20 protein-coding genes and 1 CRISPR repeat array are annotated in these 19,932 nt (G+C 35.3%); of the genes, 5 read left to right on the top strand and 15 right to left on the bottom strand.

All coding sequences use genetic code 11. From position 1 onward, the window contains the following. Positions 1 to 181 (top strand): hypothetical protein (locus F3G76_RS09655; RefSeq protein ID WP_149706615.1); only part of this gene is annotated, 181 nt, incomplete at its 5' end. A gap of 83 nt (positions 182 to 264) precedes the next feature. Here F3G76_RS09655 and F3G76_RS09650 read toward each other — a convergent pair. From F3G76_RS09650 to F3G76_RS09615, 8 genes are all read right to left on the bottom strand, one after another. After that, the gene (locus F3G76_RS09650) at positions 265 to 453 is read right to left on the bottom strand and encodes a hypothetical protein (protein ID WP_223227455.1); all 189 of its coding nucleotides are present in this window, start codon (positions 451 to 453) and stop codon (positions 265 to 267) included. A gap of 107 nt (positions 454 to 560) precedes the next feature. Next, positions 561 to 1,598 (bottom strand): type III-A CRISPR-associated RAMP protein Csm5, encoded by a 1,038-nt coding sequence (csm5, locus tag F3G76_RS09645; RefSeq protein ID WP_149706577.1) that lies wholly within the window; start codon positions 1,596 to 1,598, stop codon positions 561 to 563. Further along, positions 1,588 to 2,475, bottom strand: coding sequence for a type III-A CRISPR-associated RAMP protein Csm4 (gene csm4, locus F3G76_RS09640; protein ID WP_148786173.1), 888 nt, complete (start codon positions 2,473 to 2,475; stop codon positions 1,588 to 1,590). Before csm4 ends, csm5 begins: the two co-directional genes overlap by 11 nt. Continuing rightward, complete coding sequence (csm3, locus tag F3G76_RS09635; RefSeq protein ID WP_103588909.1) at positions 2,475 to 3,113, bottom strand: type III-A CRISPR-associated RAMP protein Csm3; 639 nt, start codon at positions 3,111 to 3,113, stop codon at positions 2,475 to 2,477. Before csm3 ends, csm4 begins: the two co-directional genes overlap by 1 nt. Before the next feature lie 9 nt (positions 3,114 to 3,122). Beyond that, positions 3,123 to 3,533, bottom strand: coding sequence for a type III-A CRISPR-associated protein Csm2 (csm2, locus tag F3G76_RS09630; protein WP_103641905.1), 411 nt, complete (start codon positions 3,531 to 3,533; stop codon positions 3,123 to 3,125). Beyond that, positions 3,530 to 5,038, bottom strand: a complete 1,509-nt coding sequence (gene cas10, locus F3G76_RS09625; RefSeq protein ID WP_149706576.1) for a type III-A CRISPR-associated protein Cas10/Csm1 — start codon at positions 5,036 to 5,038, stop codon at positions 3,530 to 3,532. The genes csm2 and cas10 overlap by 4 nt, the downstream gene beginning before the upstream one ends. Next, the gene (cas6, locus tag F3G76_RS09620) at positions 5,025 to 5,861 is read right to left on the bottom strand and encodes a CRISPR system precrRNA processing endoribonuclease RAMP protein Cas6 (protein WP_149706575.1); all 837 of its coding nucleotides are present in this window, start codon (positions 5,859 to 5,861) and stop codon (positions 5,025 to 5,027) included. Before cas6 ends, cas10 begins: the two co-directional genes overlap by 14 nt. After that, positions 5,842 to 6,051, bottom strand: a complete 210-nt coding sequence (locus F3G76_RS09615) for a hypothetical protein (RefSeq protein ID WP_148825075.1) — start codon at positions 6,049 to 6,051, stop codon at positions 5,842 to 5,844. The genes cas6 and F3G76_RS09615 overlap by 20 nt, the downstream gene beginning before the upstream one ends. A 498-nt stretch (positions 6,052 to 6,549) precedes the next feature. On the opposite strand from F3G76_RS09615, the gene cas1 reads away from it, so the two are divergent. The 3 genes from cas1 (at position 6,550) to F3G76_RS09600 (ending at position 12,631) form a co-directional block, all read left to right on the top strand. Further along, the gene (gene cas1 / locus F3G76_RS09610; protein WP_149706574.1) at positions 6,550 to 8,784 is read left to right on the top strand and encodes a CRISPR-associated endonuclease Cas1; all 2,235 of its coding nucleotides are present in this window, start codon (positions 6,550 to 6,552) and stop codon (positions 8,782 to 8,784) included. Then, on the top strand, positions 8,784 to 9,059 hold the full coding sequence (gene cas2, locus F3G76_RS09605; protein WP_149706573.1) for a CRISPR-associated endonuclease Cas2: 276 nt from the start codon (positions 8,784 to 8,786) through the stop codon (positions 9,057 to 9,059). Before cas1 ends, cas2 begins: the two co-directional genes overlap by 1 nt. A 444-nt stretch (positions 9,060 to 9,503) precedes the next feature. Continuing rightward, positions 9,504 to 10,979: a CRISPR direct-repeat array (repeat unit 37 nt; unit sequence ATTTAAACAAATTTGACCCGATCAAGGGGATTGAAAC). A gap of 692 nt (positions 10,980 to 11,671) precedes the next feature. Next, on the top strand, positions 11,672 to 12,631 hold the full coding sequence (locus F3G76_RS09600; RefSeq protein ID WP_103608003.1) for a helix-turn-helix transcriptional regulator: 960 nt from the start codon (positions 11,672 to 11,674) through the stop codon (positions 12,629 to 12,631). On the opposite strand, the gene F3G76_RS09595 is transcribed toward F3G76_RS09600, so the two are convergent. The 5 genes from F3G76_RS09595 to F3G76_RS10585 all read right to left on the bottom strand — a co-directional run bounded on the left by F3G76_RS09595 (position 12,628) and on the right by F3G76_RS10585 (position 15,817). Further along, positions 12,628 to 13,311, bottom strand: coding sequence for a macro domain-containing protein (locus tag F3G76_RS09595; protein ID WP_149706572.1), 684 nt, complete (start codon positions 13,309 to 13,311; stop codon positions 12,628 to 12,630). The two genes, F3G76_RS09600 and F3G76_RS09595, sit on opposite strands and share 4 nt — an antisense overlap. A gap of 9 nt (positions 13,312 to 13,320) precedes the next feature. Continuing rightward, positions 13,321 to 13,941: a DUF4433 domain-containing protein gene (locus tag F3G76_RS09590; RefSeq protein WP_188116313.1), complete on the bottom strand. Its 621-nt coding sequence runs from the start codon at positions 13,939 to 13,941 to the stop codon at positions 13,321 to 13,323. Positions 13,942 to 14,016: 75 nt separating this feature from the next. Continuing rightward, complete coding sequence (locus F3G76_RS09585) at positions 14,017 to 15,351, bottom strand: CRISPR-associated DxTHG motif protein (protein ID WP_188116312.1); 1,335 nt, start codon at positions 15,349 to 15,351, stop codon at positions 14,017 to 14,019. A gap of 93 nt (positions 15,352 to 15,444) precedes the next feature. Further along, the gene (gene csx20 / locus F3G76_RS10590; protein WP_188116311.1) at positions 15,445 to 15,618 is read right to left on the bottom strand and encodes a CRISPR-associated protein Csx20; all 174 of its coding nucleotides are present in this window, start codon (positions 15,616 to 15,618) and stop codon (positions 15,445 to 15,447) included. A gap of 46 nt (positions 15,619 to 15,664) precedes the next feature. After that, positions 15,665 to 15,817 (bottom strand): hypothetical protein, encoded by a 153-nt coding sequence (locus tag F3G76_RS10585; RefSeq protein WP_188116413.1) that lies wholly within the window; start codon positions 15,815 to 15,817, stop codon positions 15,665 to 15,667. Between the two features lie 166 nt (positions 15,818 to 15,983). On the opposite strand from F3G76_RS10585, the gene F3G76_RS10580 reads away from it, so the two are divergent. Continuing rightward, the gene (locus tag F3G76_RS10580; RefSeq protein ID WP_180996590.1) at positions 15,984 to 16,121 is read left to right on the top strand and encodes a hypothetical protein; all 138 of its coding nucleotides are present in this window, start codon (positions 15,984 to 15,986) and stop codon (positions 16,119 to 16,121) included. A gap of 242 nt (positions 16,122 to 16,363) precedes the next feature. On the opposite strand, the gene F3G76_RS09570 is transcribed toward F3G76_RS10580, so the two are convergent. Next, a complete protein-coding gene (locus F3G76_RS09570; protein WP_149706569.1) occupies positions 16,364 to 17,563 on the bottom strand; it encodes an ATP-binding protein in 1,200 nt (399 codons plus the stop codon). Between the two features lie 120 nt (positions 17,564 to 17,683). Next, a complete protein-coding gene (locus tag F3G76_RS09565) occupies positions 17,684 to 19,840 on the bottom strand; it encodes a tyrosine-type recombinase/integrase (RefSeq protein WP_149706568.1) in 2,157 nt (718 codons plus the stop codon). Between the last annotated feature and the right edge of the window lie 92 nt (positions 19,841 to 19,932).

Below are 19,932 nucleotides of genomic sequence, written 5' to 3'. Positions count from 1 at the left end.
AGATAAGATCTCTCTAGCAAATGATCATATATCGTTTGGCTCACTAAAAATAACAAAGCAAGAGCTATATGGTCAAGGACTTGATAAGGACTTTGGGGTGGAGCAATCAACACAACAATCAAATGAGATAGAGGGCAAAGAGCAAAATGTAAAGTCAGGATATGATGGTTTGGAGAGGTAGATTATCGTAAGCTGTTATAGAAGCCAAATTATTAGCCATCTCTCACCCCATAAAACCAAACGGTAATGCAAACATATCATCATCTAGGCACCAGTAGCAAAAATTTTTAGGGTGTTGTTAAAATATGAGCTAACCAAAGATATTTTGATTTCTCTAAGATTATCTTTGCGATCTCTGAATAGCCCGCTGTTTATGATCTTTTCAGATAAGCCGTCGTTATCATCTTTTTTTAGCACCAAATAGTCTATATCATCACTTAAAATATCTATCAAATTTTCATCACTATGGCTTAACTCTTTTTGAGAAAGTGGATATAGTTCTACTCAAAACTTTTTAGCTCTGACTGCATTAAAAACTAGGTTGCATTGTTTTTAAAAGATCAATCCTCTTCTAAAATTTCACAAAGTAGCCAACCAAACGGCTGTTTATTGATAAGCCAAGCTGTGGTCTCCTCCTCTTGGATAGATGGTTTTTCCCTGCCTCTCATTATTTTTATCCTTCTCGCGCCATCTACCGTAACGGCTCTTGCACCACTATGCTTTCCAACTCTCAATAAAAATTGATTATCCTCAAGTTTTAAATGCTCGTATTTCTCAATAAATTTATCAGATAGTCCTTCGCGTGTAAATTCGTCCGTTTCATAGCTAAACTGAGAGGCAAATATCGGCATATAGTGAGAGTTGCAAGCTTTTATTAGCTCGTCTATGCCAAATTTATTATTTTTTATCGTAAATGTTGTTTTAAATTCGCTTTTTGAATTTATTGCCTCATATCTTACTGGTATGCCTTGACTTGCATTTTGGTCTCTTGAGGCCCTATTTCTTTTTATATTTGTAGCAATAGAAGCAAAAGTATGTGACTCTATCACCTCACTATCAGCCACTAGAAAATCACCAAAATACTCTTTTGTATCATAGCTTTTACTCTTTTTATAAAGCATTTCACCAAAAGCTGTAGCTATAGCGCCTTTTAGTGAGCTTCCTGGGATTATGGCTTTTTTTAAATTTGGAGATATAAGTGTCTTTTCGACCACTAGTTGGTTTATGACTTTTTTGCCACCACCTTCTCTTTGAACTACCTTGCCTATTTTGTCATTATAGTCTTCTGCGATGTTTTTTAGTGCCTGCATTTTGTAGTAAGAGACCTTTTTTGCCAAAGAACTCTTCTCTTTTATAAATTTTTGCAGCTTCAATATGCCATCACTAGTAGTGTCTGAGGCTATTTTCATAAATTCATCTTTAGACTTATCGTCAAGTTTTTTAAAAAACTCAAATTCATCAAAAACATACATATAGTATTTATCATCCGCGCCTCTATCTATGACGTAGTTCATAGGCTCATAGGCCTCTCCAGTACCTATATGTATAGGGCTTATAGGGTTTAGTTTGATCTTATAGTTTTTAGTTTCATTGTGCATTTTTTATCTCCGTAGCTATTAGTATGCTATATCCTTGGTGCACTGTGTTTGCGTTTGTAGAGTGTCCGCTTATAGCCTTTCCTATATACTCTTTTTCGCAAATTTCATCATATATCACCACGCTACCGCTATCTGCCATTAGGAGTGGGCTTTTAAAAGGATTTGTGCTTGCAAGCCCTCCACCATGTTTGCCAAATCTAGTAAATGGCTCATAGTAAAATTCTTTTAAATTTTCATCATCTATCACGACTGGACTAAGCGTCATAAAGGCATTTGAGTTCTTTTTTACAGACACCTTCTCAAACGCTCTGTACTCAAACGCTCCTTTGCCTATGCTAGCTCTCTTGCCATATCCACTTTTAGATACAACTTCAAGCACTTTTTCTAGTTCGTCAAGTTTAAATTTATCATCTAGCAAAAAGTAGATATCTTGCTTGCTAAATTTCATCTCCATTAAAGCATAAGGCGCAAATTTACCGCTCTCATCGGTCGTAAACGTATGGTAGTTTATGGAGTTTTTGATCGTTGCATTCTTTGTTAGTTCATAGCCAGCCTCGCCACTTGTTTTAGCGTTTTTGAAATTTCCGCTTTGAAGATCCTCCATGCTAAGCCAAATTTTCTTTCTATTTTCTTTTTTTAGCTCCAAATTTTCGCCCAAAAGATGACTTGGCATGCTAGGCTTTGGAAGATATCCACCAGCAAAGCCATCAGATACTATCAAAAATGGCTTTTTGTCATAGTCACTTAGTAGCTCATTTAGCCTATCTTCTCCAAGCCTATATCTGATCGCCCAGCAAATTTGTCCAAACAAAGTATCACCCTTTAGTGGCGTTGTGAAATTTGACTTGGGTGTTATGGTAGTTTTATAAAGTGTCATTATTCCCACCTTAAATTTGTAAATTCAACCCTTCCGTAACCTCTTGAGCCGCTACCGCCTAGATAGTCGTTTTGTATTAGCTTAAGTCCGCTCTCAACCATCTCTTTTAGCTCGTTTTCATTGTCATTATAAGGCTCTTTTTCATCAAAAACTTTTAGTCTAATAACAAGGTCAAATTTCACTCCAGCTGGCACACGCTCGATCTGGCGAGGATGCTCGGCAGTTCCACTTTCTCTGTTGATCACGTTTTCATATTTTGCTTCGCTTAGTTTTAGCCCTTCACTCTCGCTAGACAACAAACAATCCCCAACGCTTATCCTAGTAATGCCAAATTTATTCTCTTTATCGCCAAAAATTTTTAGTAAATTTTGTGCCGCTTTTTTATCTGGCTCTGGTACTTTTTCTAAAATTTTAGAGTTAAATACTTCTCCTTCACCATATCCAACCAGCCTATTATTCCACTCTAGCAAGCTTCTCATTTTACCTTTTAGCGAGCTTCCAGGGATGTAAGGCTTACTTGTGTTTATATCTTTTATCACCTGCGAGTCTATGCCACCTATCTTCATAGTATCATCGCCGCCACCTATATGAAGTCCGCTTAAAAGCTCTATTTGTCCCTTTAAAGTTAAAATTTTCATATTCTCTCCTTATTTTTTAGCAAAGCCTATAACGGCCTCAAAAAAGAGTTTAAATACCCTTAGATCATCTTTTGTCTTTACCTGAGCTACACATTTATTTATCATCTCGACAAATTCATCACTTGAGCATTTTCTTGACTTAGAGTAAGCCGCTTTTGAATTTAGCATCTTTACAAATGGCAAAACTTCGCTGAAGTCTTCACTATTTGACTTTTGCTCTAGCTCGATTATATAGTCATAAAATGCTCTTATCTGAGTAGCTTTTGTTCTAGCAGAGACTAGATCAGCGACGCTCTTTGCTGTTTCGTCAAACAAATTTGGATTTTTCTTGTAGTCCAAAACTATCGGCGGTAAAAAGTCAGCTTGCGGTTTATTGCCGGCATTATAGTTGCCACCGCCACTTCTATTGTATCCACTCATCGTTCTCTCCTTTTATATATGTATTCACAAATAGCCATCTTGCTCTCCTTTGGATTGTTTTCTATCACATTATTTAGCATAAGAAGTAGCTCGTTCATCTCACCACCACTTTGCATATTTCTAGTAAAGCTATAGCTTAGCTTTGACTTCCACATCGTATTTTTCACATCCTCGCATACTTTTTTGCTCATCTCGCAAAGCTCAAGTAGCCTATATAAAAACGCTGTATTGTCTATATTAAATTTAGTAAATTCATCTAAAATTTGACTTCTGACATTTAGATAGCTATCCCACTTAGCAGTCTCTCCAAAGATAGTGATCGCATCTTTTCCACTCATCTCTTTTGAGCTCTCCAGCCACTTTTCACTAGTCTGCGCCAGAAAACTTATAGGCGTAGATGGTTTTGCTAAAACGATACCAAAAGAAATGCTTAGATCCTTTGTCTTTATAAATTTCATAAACTCTTGCCTTACAAAAACAGCAAGCTCTATCATCTGATCGTAGCTACCAACTATCAGCAGATCATCTCCTCCTGCAAAGACCGTGTAGCTATTTTCAAATTTCTCTTTCATCTTTCTTGGCACATATAAAGAGAAAAAATTATTTATCCCCTTTGAAAATGTGTCAAAATTTGCAAAGTTTTGCGTAACATCGCTATGTTTTATGAAATTTCCCATATTATCTACGTCGGCTTTTATCACGGCGATCGCATTATCTCCGCGCGATTTTTTAGCCAGATCTTCAAAATCCACTATGCTACCCGCATTTTTAGCGACGTATGATCTTATAGTTTCACTTATCTCAAGATCCACGTCCATAAAGTCTATGCCTATATCTTTGCTATTTATATTCTTACTATCGCCAGCTAGCTTTTCGCCAAGACGTACAAAGGCGGCACAAATTTCGCATTTATCTTTGTCGTGAGCTATCTTTCTTATATTGCAGATCCTGCAAAGAGTTTGATTTGTTATGCCCTTGTCATAAAAAAGTACCGGTTCTTGCTCTTTTAAATTTAACTTTTTAAATTTCTCTAGCTCCACAGCCTTGCTGATCTTATCCCTTAGCTCTTTATATCGCTTAGGCTCCGTAAAGTCAGCCCTTTCGCACTCCACGCAAGATAGGCTAACACCGCTAACGCCAAAGAAATTTTTTATAAAATAAGCATTTATAACGCCTTTTATCTCTTTAAAAGCAGCTTCATCAAATTTAGGGGATAGTATCTCAAATTTACCAGCCGTGCATGATAAGATACATTTTTCATCTATGCCCAGTTTTTGGCAGATAAATTTAGCCAAGACCATCATGAAAAGTTCGCAGAATGCAGACTTTGCCCTTAGTACCTTAGCCGCGTTTTTTGAGCCTAGGTTGTCAAATATAAATTTTTGTATCCCGTAAAAGTCTCCGCCTATTAAAAACATCCTATCTTGCAATATCTCATCTATACTCTTAGATCCTTGCTCCAAAGAGACAAACTCATCATTAAAATAACTGCTAAATTTGCTCATTCATATCCTCCGTTTCTATTTTCCCTAGTCCAAAAACAGTCTGCTTGCCTACGCCTATTATCTCGCCTAGCTTTAGTAGCTCCATACACTCTTTGCTAACGCTCCTCATCTCTAAAGACCCCGTCAAGCCGCCAAAATTCATAGTAGTGTTTTGTCTATTGCTACGCCTAGTTAGCTCCACGTATTTTAGGTCTTTTTTGGTTATCTCACCCCTTATCTCGCACTCTAGCGCCTCGTGAGCTTGTCCAAAGAGGCCAAGCCTTCTTTGGTAAATGGAGTTTAGTATCTCTTTTAGACTTATATTGTCATTTTTTAAAAAAACATTATCTTTTTTTATCCTAAGCGGAGTTATAAATTTGACCCTGACATCGCCCACGTCACCATCAAAGCTAAATTCTCTTATATACTCTTTAGGCAGGCTTATTTTATCCTCCGCCAAGCACGCCTCACCATTTACAAACATATCAAATTTCTCATACCTAACCCTATCTTTACCAAGTCCATATCTCTTTAGCATCATATATGCCGCAGAGGTGATATATGGTAGTTTTTCACACGCACTCTCTAGTAAAACTATGCCAAAGTCATACACTTTAGCCCCTAACTTAAAGTCCAGCCTATATCTATGGTAGCTATTTTTCTTCTCATAAAAGTCGTAGTATAAACAGCTCTCATTTGCAAAGCACTCATCGCACTTATGGGCGTGATTTATACAGCTTACGCTTTTTAGCGCATACCCAAAGGCTCCTCGCACCTGCGAGCCGATAAAAAATGGCGGCTTTTGTGACGGCTCAAATTTCACTCTAAGCTCGGCATACCTCATCAAAACTCCTTATCTTCACATAGTCTAAAACCGCACCCACCATGCTCTTTTTTAGAGCATTTTTTCTATTTATTTTAAGTTTGGGGATAAATTTATTAAGCTCTGGTAGTTTTATCAGCATGCCAAGACTATCTCTTGTCGCCCTTATATCGCTAGAAAAGGTCAAAATCATATTAGTTTCATTATTCACTTCAATGCTCAATTTTAAAATTATCTTATTATATATGATTTAAAGACAAATGTTTATATTTTTTAGATTTTTATTTAAAAATTATTATTTTTTATATATTTGTGCATACCTTCATCGCTCTTGTTTTTAGTTTAAATTTCCATCTTTTTGGCTAAAATTTAGAAAATTCGTGATTTTAAAGATATTTAAGATAGGTTCTTTTTACTTATCATTGTTAAATTTGACCCGATCAAGGGGATTGAAACGTTATAGCTGGTAGCTCCGGCTCTTGAAACCTTATGTAATTTAAACAAATTTGACCCGACTAAGGGGATTGAAACCCGTGATACTCATCGTAAAACTCTTTGTTAGCAGGCATTTAAACAATTTTGACCCGATCAAGGGGATTGAAACAGTTTTGATGCACAAATTTCGCACCTTTTAATTTTTTATTTAAACAAATTTGACCCGCTCCAGGGGATATAGCGACCCACACCACATTTAAAAGGTAAATTTAAAATGTTTACTAAAAACCTAGAACACATATTTACAAAAGGTGCTTTAAGCTCTGCATTTGACGAAATTTCTGCAAATTCTTTGGGTTTAGACGAGATCTCATATGCTGATTTTAAAAAGAACTTCGACGAAAACGCAGATCATCTCATACGATCACTATTAAATGGCACTTACACGCCAGAACCGCTAAGAAAGATAAACATCCCAAAAGAAAATCGCAATGGCGTAAGGCCCATAGGCATATCCTCTATAAAAGACAAACTAGTTCAAAAGGTCCTATACTCAGAGCTTAGTCCATACTTCGACGAGACATTTTTATCAAATTCTTACGCCTACCGCCCACACAAATCAACCTACAAAGCCATAAACAGAGCCAGTAGCTTCATAAACGAAAATGACTGCTGGATACTAAAAGCAGACGTAAAAGACTTTTTCGAGTCGGTAAACCACTCCAAGCTACTACAAATTTTACAAAAACACATAAAAGACACAAAGATCATAAACCTTATCTCACTCTTTTTAAAAACCGGTGGATTTTTAAAGCGCGACTTTAAAGAGCACAAAGTCGGGGTAAACCAAGGCGATATACTATCTCCAATGCTATCAAACATCTATCTTGATCTGATGGATAGGTTTATAATCAAGACCACAGATAAATTTATAAGATACGCAGATGACTTTATAGTATGCTTTGCAGAACAAGACGAAGCTTTAGAATTTGAACAAAAGCTAGATGACTTTTTAAAACTACTAAATTTATCTCTTAATAAAGAAAAAACCAAAGTCGTAAACATAAACGACGGTTTTGTCTTCTTAGGCGTTCGTTTCTTTGGTAAAAACCGCTGCGTAGATAACGATAAAATTCAAAAGATCATCTCAAATTTACACTCTGCAAGCAAAGAAAAGTCAAATTTCATAGACTATATTGATGAGATAAACGCCATTTTACTTACGCTTAAAAACTACTATCTAAAGATCATACCGCCAAACTCACCGCAGATAATGCAGATAAAAGAGCATCTCATAGACTCTTTAGCCCAAAAGATCGCCCTATACAAGCAAAACAAAACTATAAATTCAAAAAAAGAGTTCACCCTCTATCTTGAAAAGATCGACTTTGGAGTGTTGTTTGGTCAAAACGAGATAAAAGACAAGATAACCCTAGCCATAACAAAAGGCTATGACAAATACCTATCTCAAAAAAGCTACGAAAACGAGCCCCGCAAGATAAACCAAAAGAGAAATTTCTACGCCACCAAGATCGCCTCGGATTCTACGCTTCATATCAACCAAATAGGTGTCTATCTAGGCCTTAGCAAAAATAAATTTACCATAAAGCAATACGGCAAAATTTATAAAGAATTTCCCATCTCTAAAATTTCCCGCATCATCGTTGATAGCGAGCATATCTCACTATCTTCTGCAGTGATATGGCGCTGCGCAAGAGAAAAGATCCACATCGATTTCATAGACAAGCACTACGTCCCATACGCTACCTTACTAGCCTACAATAGCACCTCTACACAGACAGCACACAAACAAGCCATGCTCCTCAACACACCAGCCCAGCTATATCTCGCCACCTCTTTTGTCGAGGCAAAGATAAGAAACCAAACCAACTATCTAAAATACCTAAATAAATACCATAAATTTCTAACTCCACACATCCTAAAACTAGAAAATATCCTAGAAAGAAAGCTAAAATACGTCAAAAACACAAACGAGCTCATGGGATTTGAGGGCTCGGCTGCTGCCATTTACTGGGACGGCATAAAGAGTATATTACCGCTAGAATTTGAGAAGCGCATAACATTTGGCGCCAAAGATATCGTAAATTCCTCACTAAATTACGCCTACGCCATACTTTACTCCAAGGTTCAAGAGTGCCTATATCTAGCAGGTCTTAGCCTACATATCTCATTTTTACATGCGCTTGACAGCACAAAGCCGACCCTAGTCTTTGACATGATAGAGCAGTTTAGGACATTTATGGTAGATAGAGTCATCGTTTCGATGCTAAACAAAGATGAGCCCATCTCACTAAACAAAGAAGGGCTTCTCACCGACGCTTCTAAAAAGCTCATAGCGCAAAATATGAAAGAAAAACTCGGCAGCTACACTATGTGGAAAAAGGAGTCATGCAAATGCGAAAACATAATCATGCAAGAGTGCTACGAACTAGCTCGCTTCGTAAACGGCGAGAGCAAAAGCTATAGACCTTTTGTAGGGAAATTCTAATGAAATTTGTAATAGCCTACGACATACAAAGCGATAAAAATCGCAAAAAGCTCTCAGACATCCTTGAAGGCATCGGCTACCGCGTAAATTTTAGCGTCTTTGAATGCGAGCTAAATGAAGCCAAGCTCAAAAAACTGATAAAGTCCGCCAAAGCTTTGCTAAATGACAAAACAGATAGCCTTAGATTTTACAGACTATGCGAAAACTGCGTAGGAAAAAGCTTTGAGCTATGCGATAAAAAAGGTATCTTTGAGATGCAAGAGCTCTTTGTCTAGCTTATGTCATTCTTAAATTTCTTTTGGATTTTTGATTTGCGAACTTTTTTAGCTGAAATTTGACCCTTTTTAGCTAAAATCTCGCGAAATAGGTTCGCAAATCTAGTTTTTTCAAAATATCTCTCATACATTTGCGAACTTTTAGTTATGCCTAAGTTTAGGATAGCCTATTTTAGGACCTTGCGAAACTTATATACCGCTTAAAGTTCGCAAACCTATAAAATTTGAAATTTTTAAAAGAGATTTGCGAACTTTTTTAAGATGACAAATACCTAAATTTAGGGGTTCTTTCACTTATCATTGTTAATTTTATGGAGTTAGTATTTTTAAATACATATACATTTGCGAACTTTTTTGAGATTTTCACGAATTTTAGGTATCTTTAAAGCCGGTTTCTTAAATAATTTTGCTAATTTTTCCTTTGCAAAAATAGTCTTTTAGGCTATTTAAACAAATTTGACCCGATCAAGGGGATTGAAACGTTCTGGGTGTTGTAACACTCAAGGGAAATTATATCCCCATTTAAACAAATTTGACCCGATCAAGGGGATTGAAACAAAAATAAGCGTCTACTTTGTTACCGTATTTTACAAAGATTTAAACAAATTTGACCCGATCAAGGGGATTGAAACATTGGACTGCGGTAAAAACTGTTGGTTGGCAGATTTTATTTAAACAAATTTGACCCGATCAAGGGGATTGAAACAAAAACTTTTTGACATTTTGGTTCCTTTAAAAAAATATAATATTTAAACAAATTTGACCCGATCAAGGGGATTGAAACTTTACTACAGAGTTACTATATATTCTTATTAGAGATGAAAAGAAATTTAAACAAATTTGACCCGATCAAGGGGATTGAAACAGAACCATGCTGAAATAATCAGCATCATTCTCATCATTTAAACAAATTTGACCCGATCAAGGGGATTGAAACGGAATAGTGCCAATTGAGAAGGAGCTAGTAGCACCATTTAAATTTAAACAAATTTGACCCGATCAAGGGGATTGAAACATTCTAGGTCGGAGCCTAGAAATTTTACCACCCTATATTTAAACAAATTTGACCCGATCAAGGGGATTGAAACGTATAAGGTTGGCACATTACGATTAATATGCGATCTTAGATTTAAACAAATTTGACCCGATCAAGGGGATTGAAACATTTTAACATTACTATATTTAAGCAACTACCTCAATAATTTAAACAAATTTGACCCGATCAAGGGGATTGAAACACTGGTATGTAGTTGATTAACTCTGGTTCATAGTCAATTTAAACAAATTTGACCCGATCAAGGGGATTGAAACAAAATTTAATTTTGTCATTTTTGATCCTTTTATAAAAAATTTAAACAAATTTGACCCGATCAAGGGGATTGAAACTATTCGGATCTTTCGATCCAAGTGCCATCCTGGAAGGAATTTAAACAAATTTGACCCGATCAAGGGGATTGAAACTTTAAAGCATCTAAAAGCTCGTCGTTCATGATGAGGTTTAATTTAAACAAATTTGACCCGATCAAGGGGATTGAAACAATATGACACAGCGCTAATATTGCGGACTTCATCCCAACGCATTTAAACAAATTTGACCCGATCAAGGGGATTGAAACTATATCTACCTTAAGCCAATACCAACCTCTGTCGGTAAGTATTTAAACAAATTTGACCCGATCAAGGGGATTGAAACTGTATTGCTGTCGATATAGTATTTCTTACCATCTACATTTAAACAAATTTGACCCGATCAAGGGGATTGAAACTATATCTACCTTAAGCCAATACCAACCTCTGTCGGTAAGTATTTAAACAAATTTGACCCGATCAAGGGGATTGAAACCATTTTCTTGCTCTTAGAAAAATCACGATAGGGCATAAAAATTTAAACAAATTTGACCCGATCAAGGGGATTAATAAAAAATGACAAAGCGTAGGCGCTTTATGTTATAAAAAAATGTGTAGTGCTTATATGCTTGTTGAATAAATTTAGATAAGAAGATGTGAGATGATAGGTTTTTGTGATTTGCGTAGATAAATAAAAGCTACGAAAACGAGCCATGAATTTTACTTCATGGCTTGCATGGGCCAACTATTTAGAAGTTGGCTTCATGCGAAACGTGTCCTTAGTCGTTTGGACTTTGATATAGCCACCAAAGCTTTGACCCACTTTTTGGTGAGCACGAGCAGATGAGTAAGACCTGCTTGAAGACGATGAAGAAGACTTTGAATAAGAACGTGAATAGCATTTTGCCATTTTAACCCCTTTGTGTTGAATTATTTTGTTTTTACATAGACTACTTCAAATGAGCCATGAATTTTGCTTCATGGCTGCATGGGCCAACTATTTAGAAGTTGGCTTCATGCGAAATGTGCCCTTAGTGGTTTGGACTTTGGTATAGCCACCAAAGCTTTGACCCACTTTTTGACTAGCACGAGCAGATGAGTAAGATCTGCTTGAAGATGATGAAGAATAAGAACGTGAATAACCTTTTCCCATTTTGGCCCCTTTGTGTTGAATTATTTTGTTTTGTTGGGAGAATTATAAAAGAGTGTATGGACATATTGTGTATAATTCATAAAAAACTTTAGAGAATATAAAGGATAAAGTAATGGACGCACAAACCAGGATACTATGGCTACTTAAAAAGCTAAATCGTGGCGAAATAATCGACACTGCACAAGACGAGCTATGGATAAATGAAAAAGATGAAACCCCAAGACTAAACTACAAAACCATAAGACGAGACTTTGATGCTATAAAAAGTGTATTTGGTGAGATAGAGATAAAGCGCACAGATCCTGGCTGCTACCAGGCTATCAATACAAATTTACTTGATGATCTACTTGATGAGAGAAAGAGGAATGTCTTAAAGATAATCTACACAATGCTTGCCAAAAACTCTCAAAAATTTAATGAAACCAGTAAGAAAACGGCTATATCTCAAGCTATAAACGAGTCTTTGGACGTTTATGACTTTATCACGAGTCCGATCGAGACAGAGCTAGACAAAAGCGTCATAAAAACACTAGAAGATGCAATACGCTATAGAAAAAAGCTCGCAATTGAGTATACGCCTACAAGCAGATCCAATAGCAAAAAATTTAAAGAGGTGAAGCCATATAAAATTTTGCTAATCAATGAAAATTTATATCTGGCAAATAGCAACAACGAGTATGATTTTTCACTTTTTAGGATAGCTGGGATAGTAAATTTAGAGGCTATCAAAGGCGAAACATTTAACCACGACTACAACATCGACGACTTTATAAAAAATATCCAGACGCCGTTTGCGGTCTTTTCTCATGAGTGGAGAAGCTCGCTTGTAGAAGTACAGCTCGAGATCAGCCCAAAAAAGGCCTTTTTGTTTGAGAGAAAAAAATTTTTTCGATCACAAAAGATCATAGAGCACAAGTCAGACGGGGCGATCGTGGTTAGTTATCATTTTACGGATCTTAAAGAGATAGAGTTTTTTATAATGGAGTTTTTGGGATACGTTAAAATTTTAGCCCCAGTGGAGCTAAAACAAAAGATCATAAAAAAGATAGAAGAAGGTAAAAATTTACTCTAAAATAGCCTTTGAGGCATGCTTTTAACCAGTCTAAAACATGCTTCAAGGGACTTATCACCTATGCCAGGAGCTTTTAGTAAAGAGCTTAGCGAGTGATATAGCCCACTATCTATCGCATCTTTGATAGCTTGAAATCTTATATTTTTTACGCCTAGGACCTTGGTTTGCTTTTTTAGCTCGTTGATATCAAAATTTAGTGCAAAATCATCATACAAATCATCACTTACGCTCTCGTCAAATTCCCAAATTTCACACTCTATTTCTAAAGGCTCTAGAAATTTCATCATCAAATTTATAACTTCGTCTTTATCAAGTCCGCCATTTGCAGCACCAAGAAGAGGAAACGCGACACTATCGATATTTTTGCTCGCATAGGTATTTGCAAATTTTTCAAGGCCAGCTTTTATGTAGCTCATTTTTGATGGATCTCTCCAGTGCTTTTTGGTAGGGAAATTTAGCACTTGTCGTCCATCATTTGCTTTATATAGCCATAGCTTGCCTATATCTATTTTATTTGGGTTATCCTCGCTACAAAGCTTGACATATCTCGCAAACATCTCAGGATAGCGCAGCCTAAACTCATAGGCTATACCAGCACCCATGACACCTACGCAGTTAATTGTATTTACGATAGTGCCTGCTTTGGTGTTAAATATATTTCCATTTTTTAGAGTTACCATTTTTTATCCTTAGAAAAATTTAGCTGGATCAACTATGACGTTGATATTATACATTTTAAGATCATCAGCTAGTTGCTCTTCGATAGCTTTTTTGCTAATTTGATCTTTAACATATATAGAGCGTATGTAGCGGCTATAAACTACATCATTGATCAAAATTTCTGCCATCATTTTTTGCTTGATATCATCATGTCTAACACCATTATTACACCATCTCAAAGAAAAGACATCGTCAAAATTTATAAAATTTGGATCTTGCAAGTCTGGCAAGTATTTACTAAATTTGGCCTCATCTGCAGACGCATTGCGATTTGATATCAAAAAACCATCTTGGTGATCTTTAATAACACGAACATCAAATCCTAAAATGATAACACGGGCATTGTTTCTATTTTTATAAAGCATAGCATTGCGAGGATTAAAATAAAATGGGACATAGTCGTGAATTTTATGTCCATATATGTGCTCAATCTTTTCACGTCTTGCATTAACCTCTTGGTTGCTAATATCTACTTGTCTGTAGGTGTTGTAATGATTTTGTAAGCCACGTAGTAAAATATTTTTCAAGTTGTTAGAGTCTGTCATATGAAAAATTTCGCTAATGCCGTCTAAGAAAGTTTGGTTGCTCATTATAATCTCCGTTATTTTTTCGGAGATTATAAGAGGCATTATAGACATATAGTGTCTATAAAAAATATTAAATGGCTAACTATCTTGTATTTTTATAAAGTCTTGATATTTATCAAATAGCTTTTTTATCTCTTGTTTGATATGGCTAAATTCCTCTTCGCTGATATTGCCATGTGCAAAGTCGTTGCGTAGTTCATCTAATCTATTACGGTAATTAGTTAATTCATTTACACTTTTAAATTTTGTCTTGGCAACTGATTTTATTACAGCTATATCTGATGCTTCAAGCTCAAATTCAAATTCATGATAGGGTTTACGAAAATTTTTCATTGTATTTTCTCTAAACTTATCGTCTTCGCATTCTCGAGATTTTAATGCTTGAACAAAAAAATTACTTACCAAATAATTCTTACGCTCCTTTTTTTTGGAGCATTCATCTAAAATTTTCTTATACACGATAGGGATATTTCTTTCAAAAACTCCAACTATATAACTATTCACACTTTCAAATAATAATACCAACGACTGCAACAAATAACCCTTTTTAAACATATCTTTGGCTAATTTATATCTAAAAATATATGCGCTGTCGCTCCAGTCACATATTTTATTTAGTCTATCTTTTAGATCCCTAGCTCTTGATATCAGCGCAATATCATCTATCCTATCAAGCTCTTTGATCAACTCACCATGCGAGCTTTTCAGCTTTGCGATATTTAGGCTTAGTATATTATTTGAAAAATCGTTTAAAGCATTTACTAGTGGCTCAAATCTTTTTACCCTTATGTGTTGAGCCAAGGTATAGTTTTGAGAAAAAGCTGCGATAACAAAGGCGATATTGGCGATATCTAGGTATTGCCTTAGGTCTATTATCTCGTATAGCTTAGATTTTTCTATCTCTTTTGCAAATAAAATTTGATCTATTTGGGAGACGTTTGAAAAGTTTTGTATGAGTAGATCAACCAGTGCGAGCAAAGGCAGATGCCTAAAGCCATGCGTCACGTCAAAGACGATCTTGCCAACACCACTTTTAATTAGATCATCTATCACTCTCTCAAATATCTCAAACAAAGCTTCAAAATTTTTCTCATCTGTGATCTTGTAGCTATCGTTAAAATTTATCTGAAAATTTGCGTAGTGAGCCATTACCGCTTCATTAAACTCCCTAGCATCTGTGGTATATATGGGTACTATATTTTCAGCACCAAATTTATCTGCCAGCAACGGCAAAGTGTTAAAAAACTCTTGCGATTTATCAGGGCTTTCACCAGCGAAATAATATCTAGCGCAACCTTCGGTTTTAATGTTCTCTTTTTGGCCTTGTATGCCAAGAATCGTAATAACGGCTATTTTGTTGTTAATCTCTTCACTCTGGGGCGGATTTGCTTTTTTGACTATAGTTAGTGGCATTTGCATCCTTTAAATTTAACAGCTTATATTTTTGAAGTATAGAAGATTATCTCGTTTTGCAACTTGCGTTTTACTTAATAAAAAAGGTAGGTTTTATAAATACTCCCTAAATTTTTCATGCTTAAATTCACGCCTAGTTACCAATTTACCATCTATAGCAAGCTCTTTAACGATGCGTTTAGTAGTAGCATAGATGGTTTTTATCCCGATATTTTTAGCAAAATTTATCATGTTGTAAGTAGCGCCAAAGTCACCCTGTACTAGCAAATATCACCAGCTTCAGCTTCAAGCATTAACTCCTTTTTGTATGCGTTTAAAGCATATAATATATTTTCATCGCTGGGTCGATATTTGACCACATATCGTCGGTAATGTTTATTATATAGTCGATATCAAATGATTTTATAGCTTGATCTTTTTGCTCTTGTGTTAAATTATGGTTTATTAGAACGAACATTTTTTTCATTATTATTCCTTTTTAAATAAACAAGATGGGATAGTATCTAGCAAGTTGGACACATTGTGGCAAAAAAGGAGCAAAATAGAAAAATTGCTTAGTTTTTAATTTTTATGACACATGCTGTCGTTTTTGGGCTTTATAATTGCTGTACTTCTATAAAATAAGGATAAAAATGAAAACAAAAGCAAGAGACGCGGCTATAGTAGCGTCTATCAAAGGAAGCATCAGCCTGCATGTAAGAGTCGTGAGATCTAAAAAGACCTACACAAGAAAGCAAAAGCACCCAAAGGATGTTAGAAGGTCAACATAGTAGATTTATATAAATGCAAATCGCTCAAAAACTATTGCACAAAATTTACATCTAGCCTATATCCAGCAGCATTTGCATAGGCATTTAAAGTGGAGCCGGCTTTCCCTAGTTAAATCATTTTTTAAAATCTTTTGAAATTATAGACACTATTTCCGATTTTGTGTTGTATATTCTAAAAAATATAATCCCCGCCATTTAGGCAACTCTTGTTCTATTTGGTTTATTTTACTCATATATAAATCCTAATACAAAAACCCAAACAGCCAAAGTGGAATTTTATTTCCAACCCCTACTTCAATATCATCTGCTGCTATATATGAATCTGGCATATCTTTTATCTGCTCAAAGCCTTTTTTAGCTCCACCTATTTCAAAGATAAATTTATTACCAACCATAAAGTCACCATTTTTGCCTGAGTAAATTTCAGTGATATTCCCAAGCTGATTGGCAAAAAATGTCTCTCTCACATTTCCTATATCAGGGCTATTTATATACATTAAATTTGTATTTTCAAGGTAAATTTTGTCTGCCTTATCCATATTTTTTATAGCTAACTCATTTTTCATTAAAAGCCTTATAAGCCCAGCACTATCAAGCATAGCAAGATACTCTTTTAGTGTTCTATCGTCTCTTATATCAACAAGTGATTTTAGACTTGAGTAGTTTGGTTGATATGGGACGTTTGTGCTTATGGCATGAGTTAAGATCTTTAGCTTTCTTGCCGTGTTACCGTTTAAATTTGGATATATACTTAAAAGATCGCTATCTATCGTAGCTTCTATACTTTGTTTAAGAGTCTGATAAAAGGCGGTATCATTTGGCATATCATTATAGTATGGGTAGTAACCTACCTTTAGATACTCTCTAAAAAGTTTAATAACTGCTAGATCTTTTAGCTTTAAGACGTTATTGATATTAACAGCTATTTCCTGATGGTTTTCAAGTAAATTTTCAAGCTCAATAGCTTCTAAATTTATACCATACCTTAGCCCTAGATACTCCCTAAAGCTCATTCCACTCATCTTATATACTATCGCTCTTCTGCTTAGATCATGAGAGCTTTTTAGCACTTCAAGAGCAGATGAACCAGTAGCTACTATATTTAACTCTTTAAAGTTATCATAGGCAAATTTTAATACAGCAGATATATCTTTACTCTTATGAATTTCATCTAGGTATAGGTATTTGCCACCATTTAGCACAAATTCTCTTATGATAGAGGTTATATCATTTGATATCTCTATGTCATCTAGGCTTAGGTAAAGACTATCTTTGTTTTTACTAGCTAGCTGAGCTAGAGTGGTTGTTTTACCTATCCCTCTTTGCCCTAGGATAACGATAAGTCTATGAGATAAGTCCTTGGAGTCTATAAAATATCTTTTAAATTTATGGTTGTTTAACCTTATAAGGTCGTTACTCTTTAAAAAAAGTTGATCTAGCATGGCTTACCCTTTAAATATGTAATGCAATACAATTATATCATAAAAATATATGGGATAGACTACAAATATGGTTGATCTTAAAAGCATAAACCCTTCTTTATTGTAAATGGCTATATACATTTACAATAAAAAGCACTCACCCTTCCCTCCTTGATTAAATTTTACCTCTTCAACTAGATCCTTTAGAATTTTTGGAGTTACTGGCTCGCCATAAGTATTCATAGTGATCTTGTATTGTTGTTCATGCCCTACCAGAGCAGCTATATGCTCAACTCTTTGGCCACTTTGAATGAGCTTGTTTATGAAAGTGTGCCTAAATGAGTGAAATGTCCTTGTCTTATCACCATCTTTTATAACTTGAGTATTGATCTTCTTTCTAAAATATTCAGAGAAGTCTTTATTATCACAGCTAAATAACCTAACTGCTTTGCCACTTTGCTTAGCTAGTTTCTTTTTACTCTCTATAAATTCAAACAGCCCAATGCTATTTAGCTTAGAGTGTATAGGAACAATCCTTACAGAGTTTCTAGTCTTTAAAGTCTTACTCTTGCCTGTTTTTACATCTATTTTTGTATTTAAACTAAAGCATACTATGTTATATTTTTCAACTATATCATCTGTGTTTAACTGGATTATCTCATTTAGTCTCATGCCAGAATAAGCTGCTATATGAGTAATGAAAAATAGCTCATCTTTGCTAATCCTTTGGCTTTTAGTATCACCACTTGACCTGATCTTACTAACAATATCCAAAAGTGCGTTTACGTCACTATCTTCATAAGGATTTTTATTTGTAACGTCATCTTGGTTTATATTTATTTGCAGATCTTTAGCTGGATTCTTATCTATATATTCGCTATCGTAGCAGTATTTAAAAAACTCACTAACTCTAACAATATACTTCTTGATGGTTGATTTAGAAATTTTTGGTCTATCCTTTGCTAAAGCTATGATCTCATCTAGGCTCTTATCTTTATAGAGACTATTTTGAGAGAGTTTGGTTGGTAGTTGCAGTAAGACATTTCTAAAATTTAGCAAGTCATCTCTTTTTATCTTTTTGATGTCTAGTTCATCACCAAATTTCATAGACATTAGCCGCCCTACATGTCTAACAAGACCAAATGTGCTATCACTCCAGTTATTTGAAATACTCGTGTTTGATACATAGTTTTCAAATGCACTCTTTAGTGTGAGCATGTCAGCCTTATTCTCGCTTTTAGTAGATGAGTCTAGCTGCGATATAAAGCTTTTAGCTCTATTTGAGAATAGCTTTTGAAAGAAATTTATAGCTTCATTAAAAGTCATGCCACTAGCATCACTTGTGTCATCTATCTCAAGGCCTTTAGTCTCAATGTCACTTAAAACTATACCCTTATCTTCATATTTATCTGCCTTATATAGCTTTACCTGACCACCAAAGCTAGGATCATTTAAATTTCCATACCCAAATTTTAGATCATCACTTAGCTCGTTGTCTCCATCTGGTGATAACTCACAACCAAATATTCTTAGGATATCGTTTTGTGTGAGTGCTCCTTTTTGCCTAGCTAGCTCATTTATAGCATCTCTTAGCTCACAAACAGAGTGCTTTAAAGACTTTTTAGTAAAAGGCAGCACCAAATCCTGCTTTTTTAAAGCTTCTATGTCGTCTTGATAGCTATGCAAGTTACTATCTTTAACGCATTTTGCTATCTCGTCTTTGGTGCCATCATCTAAATTTGTGCTCTTATGCTTTTTGCCAAATGGCACAAATGCCTGTTGCTTATCATTTAGTAGCTTTTGGTTTTTGCACATCTTATATGATATGTGATTTATGTTATCTATCGTTGCCTCAAGTACTCTTTTACCAAGAAGCTTTTTGGTGTGAGAGTCAGCGCAAGATAGCTTTTTGCAGATCTCATCAACCTCTTTTGATATTACACTGGGCAAGCTATCTTCTTTTAAACTCTGTTTTAAAAACAAATTTAGTGATAATAGTCCATCTAAATTTATATATCTGCCAAGCATATCATGCTCGTTGATACTTTTGGCCTCCTTGGCTTTTAAAAGCATAAGCACCAAGTGCTCTATAAACTCGCTGCTCAAATTCATCTTCCATGCCTTTTTGATCGCGTTAAAAATTATAGAGTAGATCTTAGCACGATTTTTTGCTGTATCAAAGCGTTTTGTGAGGAAGGAGGTTATGTATTCGGTTTTATTACCAAAATAAGGCCTCAGATATAGTGGGATAGCTACTCTAAAGTAGTATATGCCATTTCGTTTGACTAGATATTGCATCTTTGTTACCTATGCAATATAACTTTGTAGCAAAATGTAGCAGATACCTAGTGTGAAACTGGCTGTGTACCGTCTTTTTGGTGCTTACACAA

This window comes from Campylobacter concisus, from assembly GCF_902460575.1.
Classification (GTDB): domain Bacteria; phylum Campylobacterota; class Campylobacteria; order Campylobacterales; family Campylobacteraceae; genus Campylobacter_A; species Campylobacter_A concisus_AW.
Note: the sequence above shows the minus strand (reverse complement) of the source record. Positions and strands in the feature narration are given on the sequence as shown.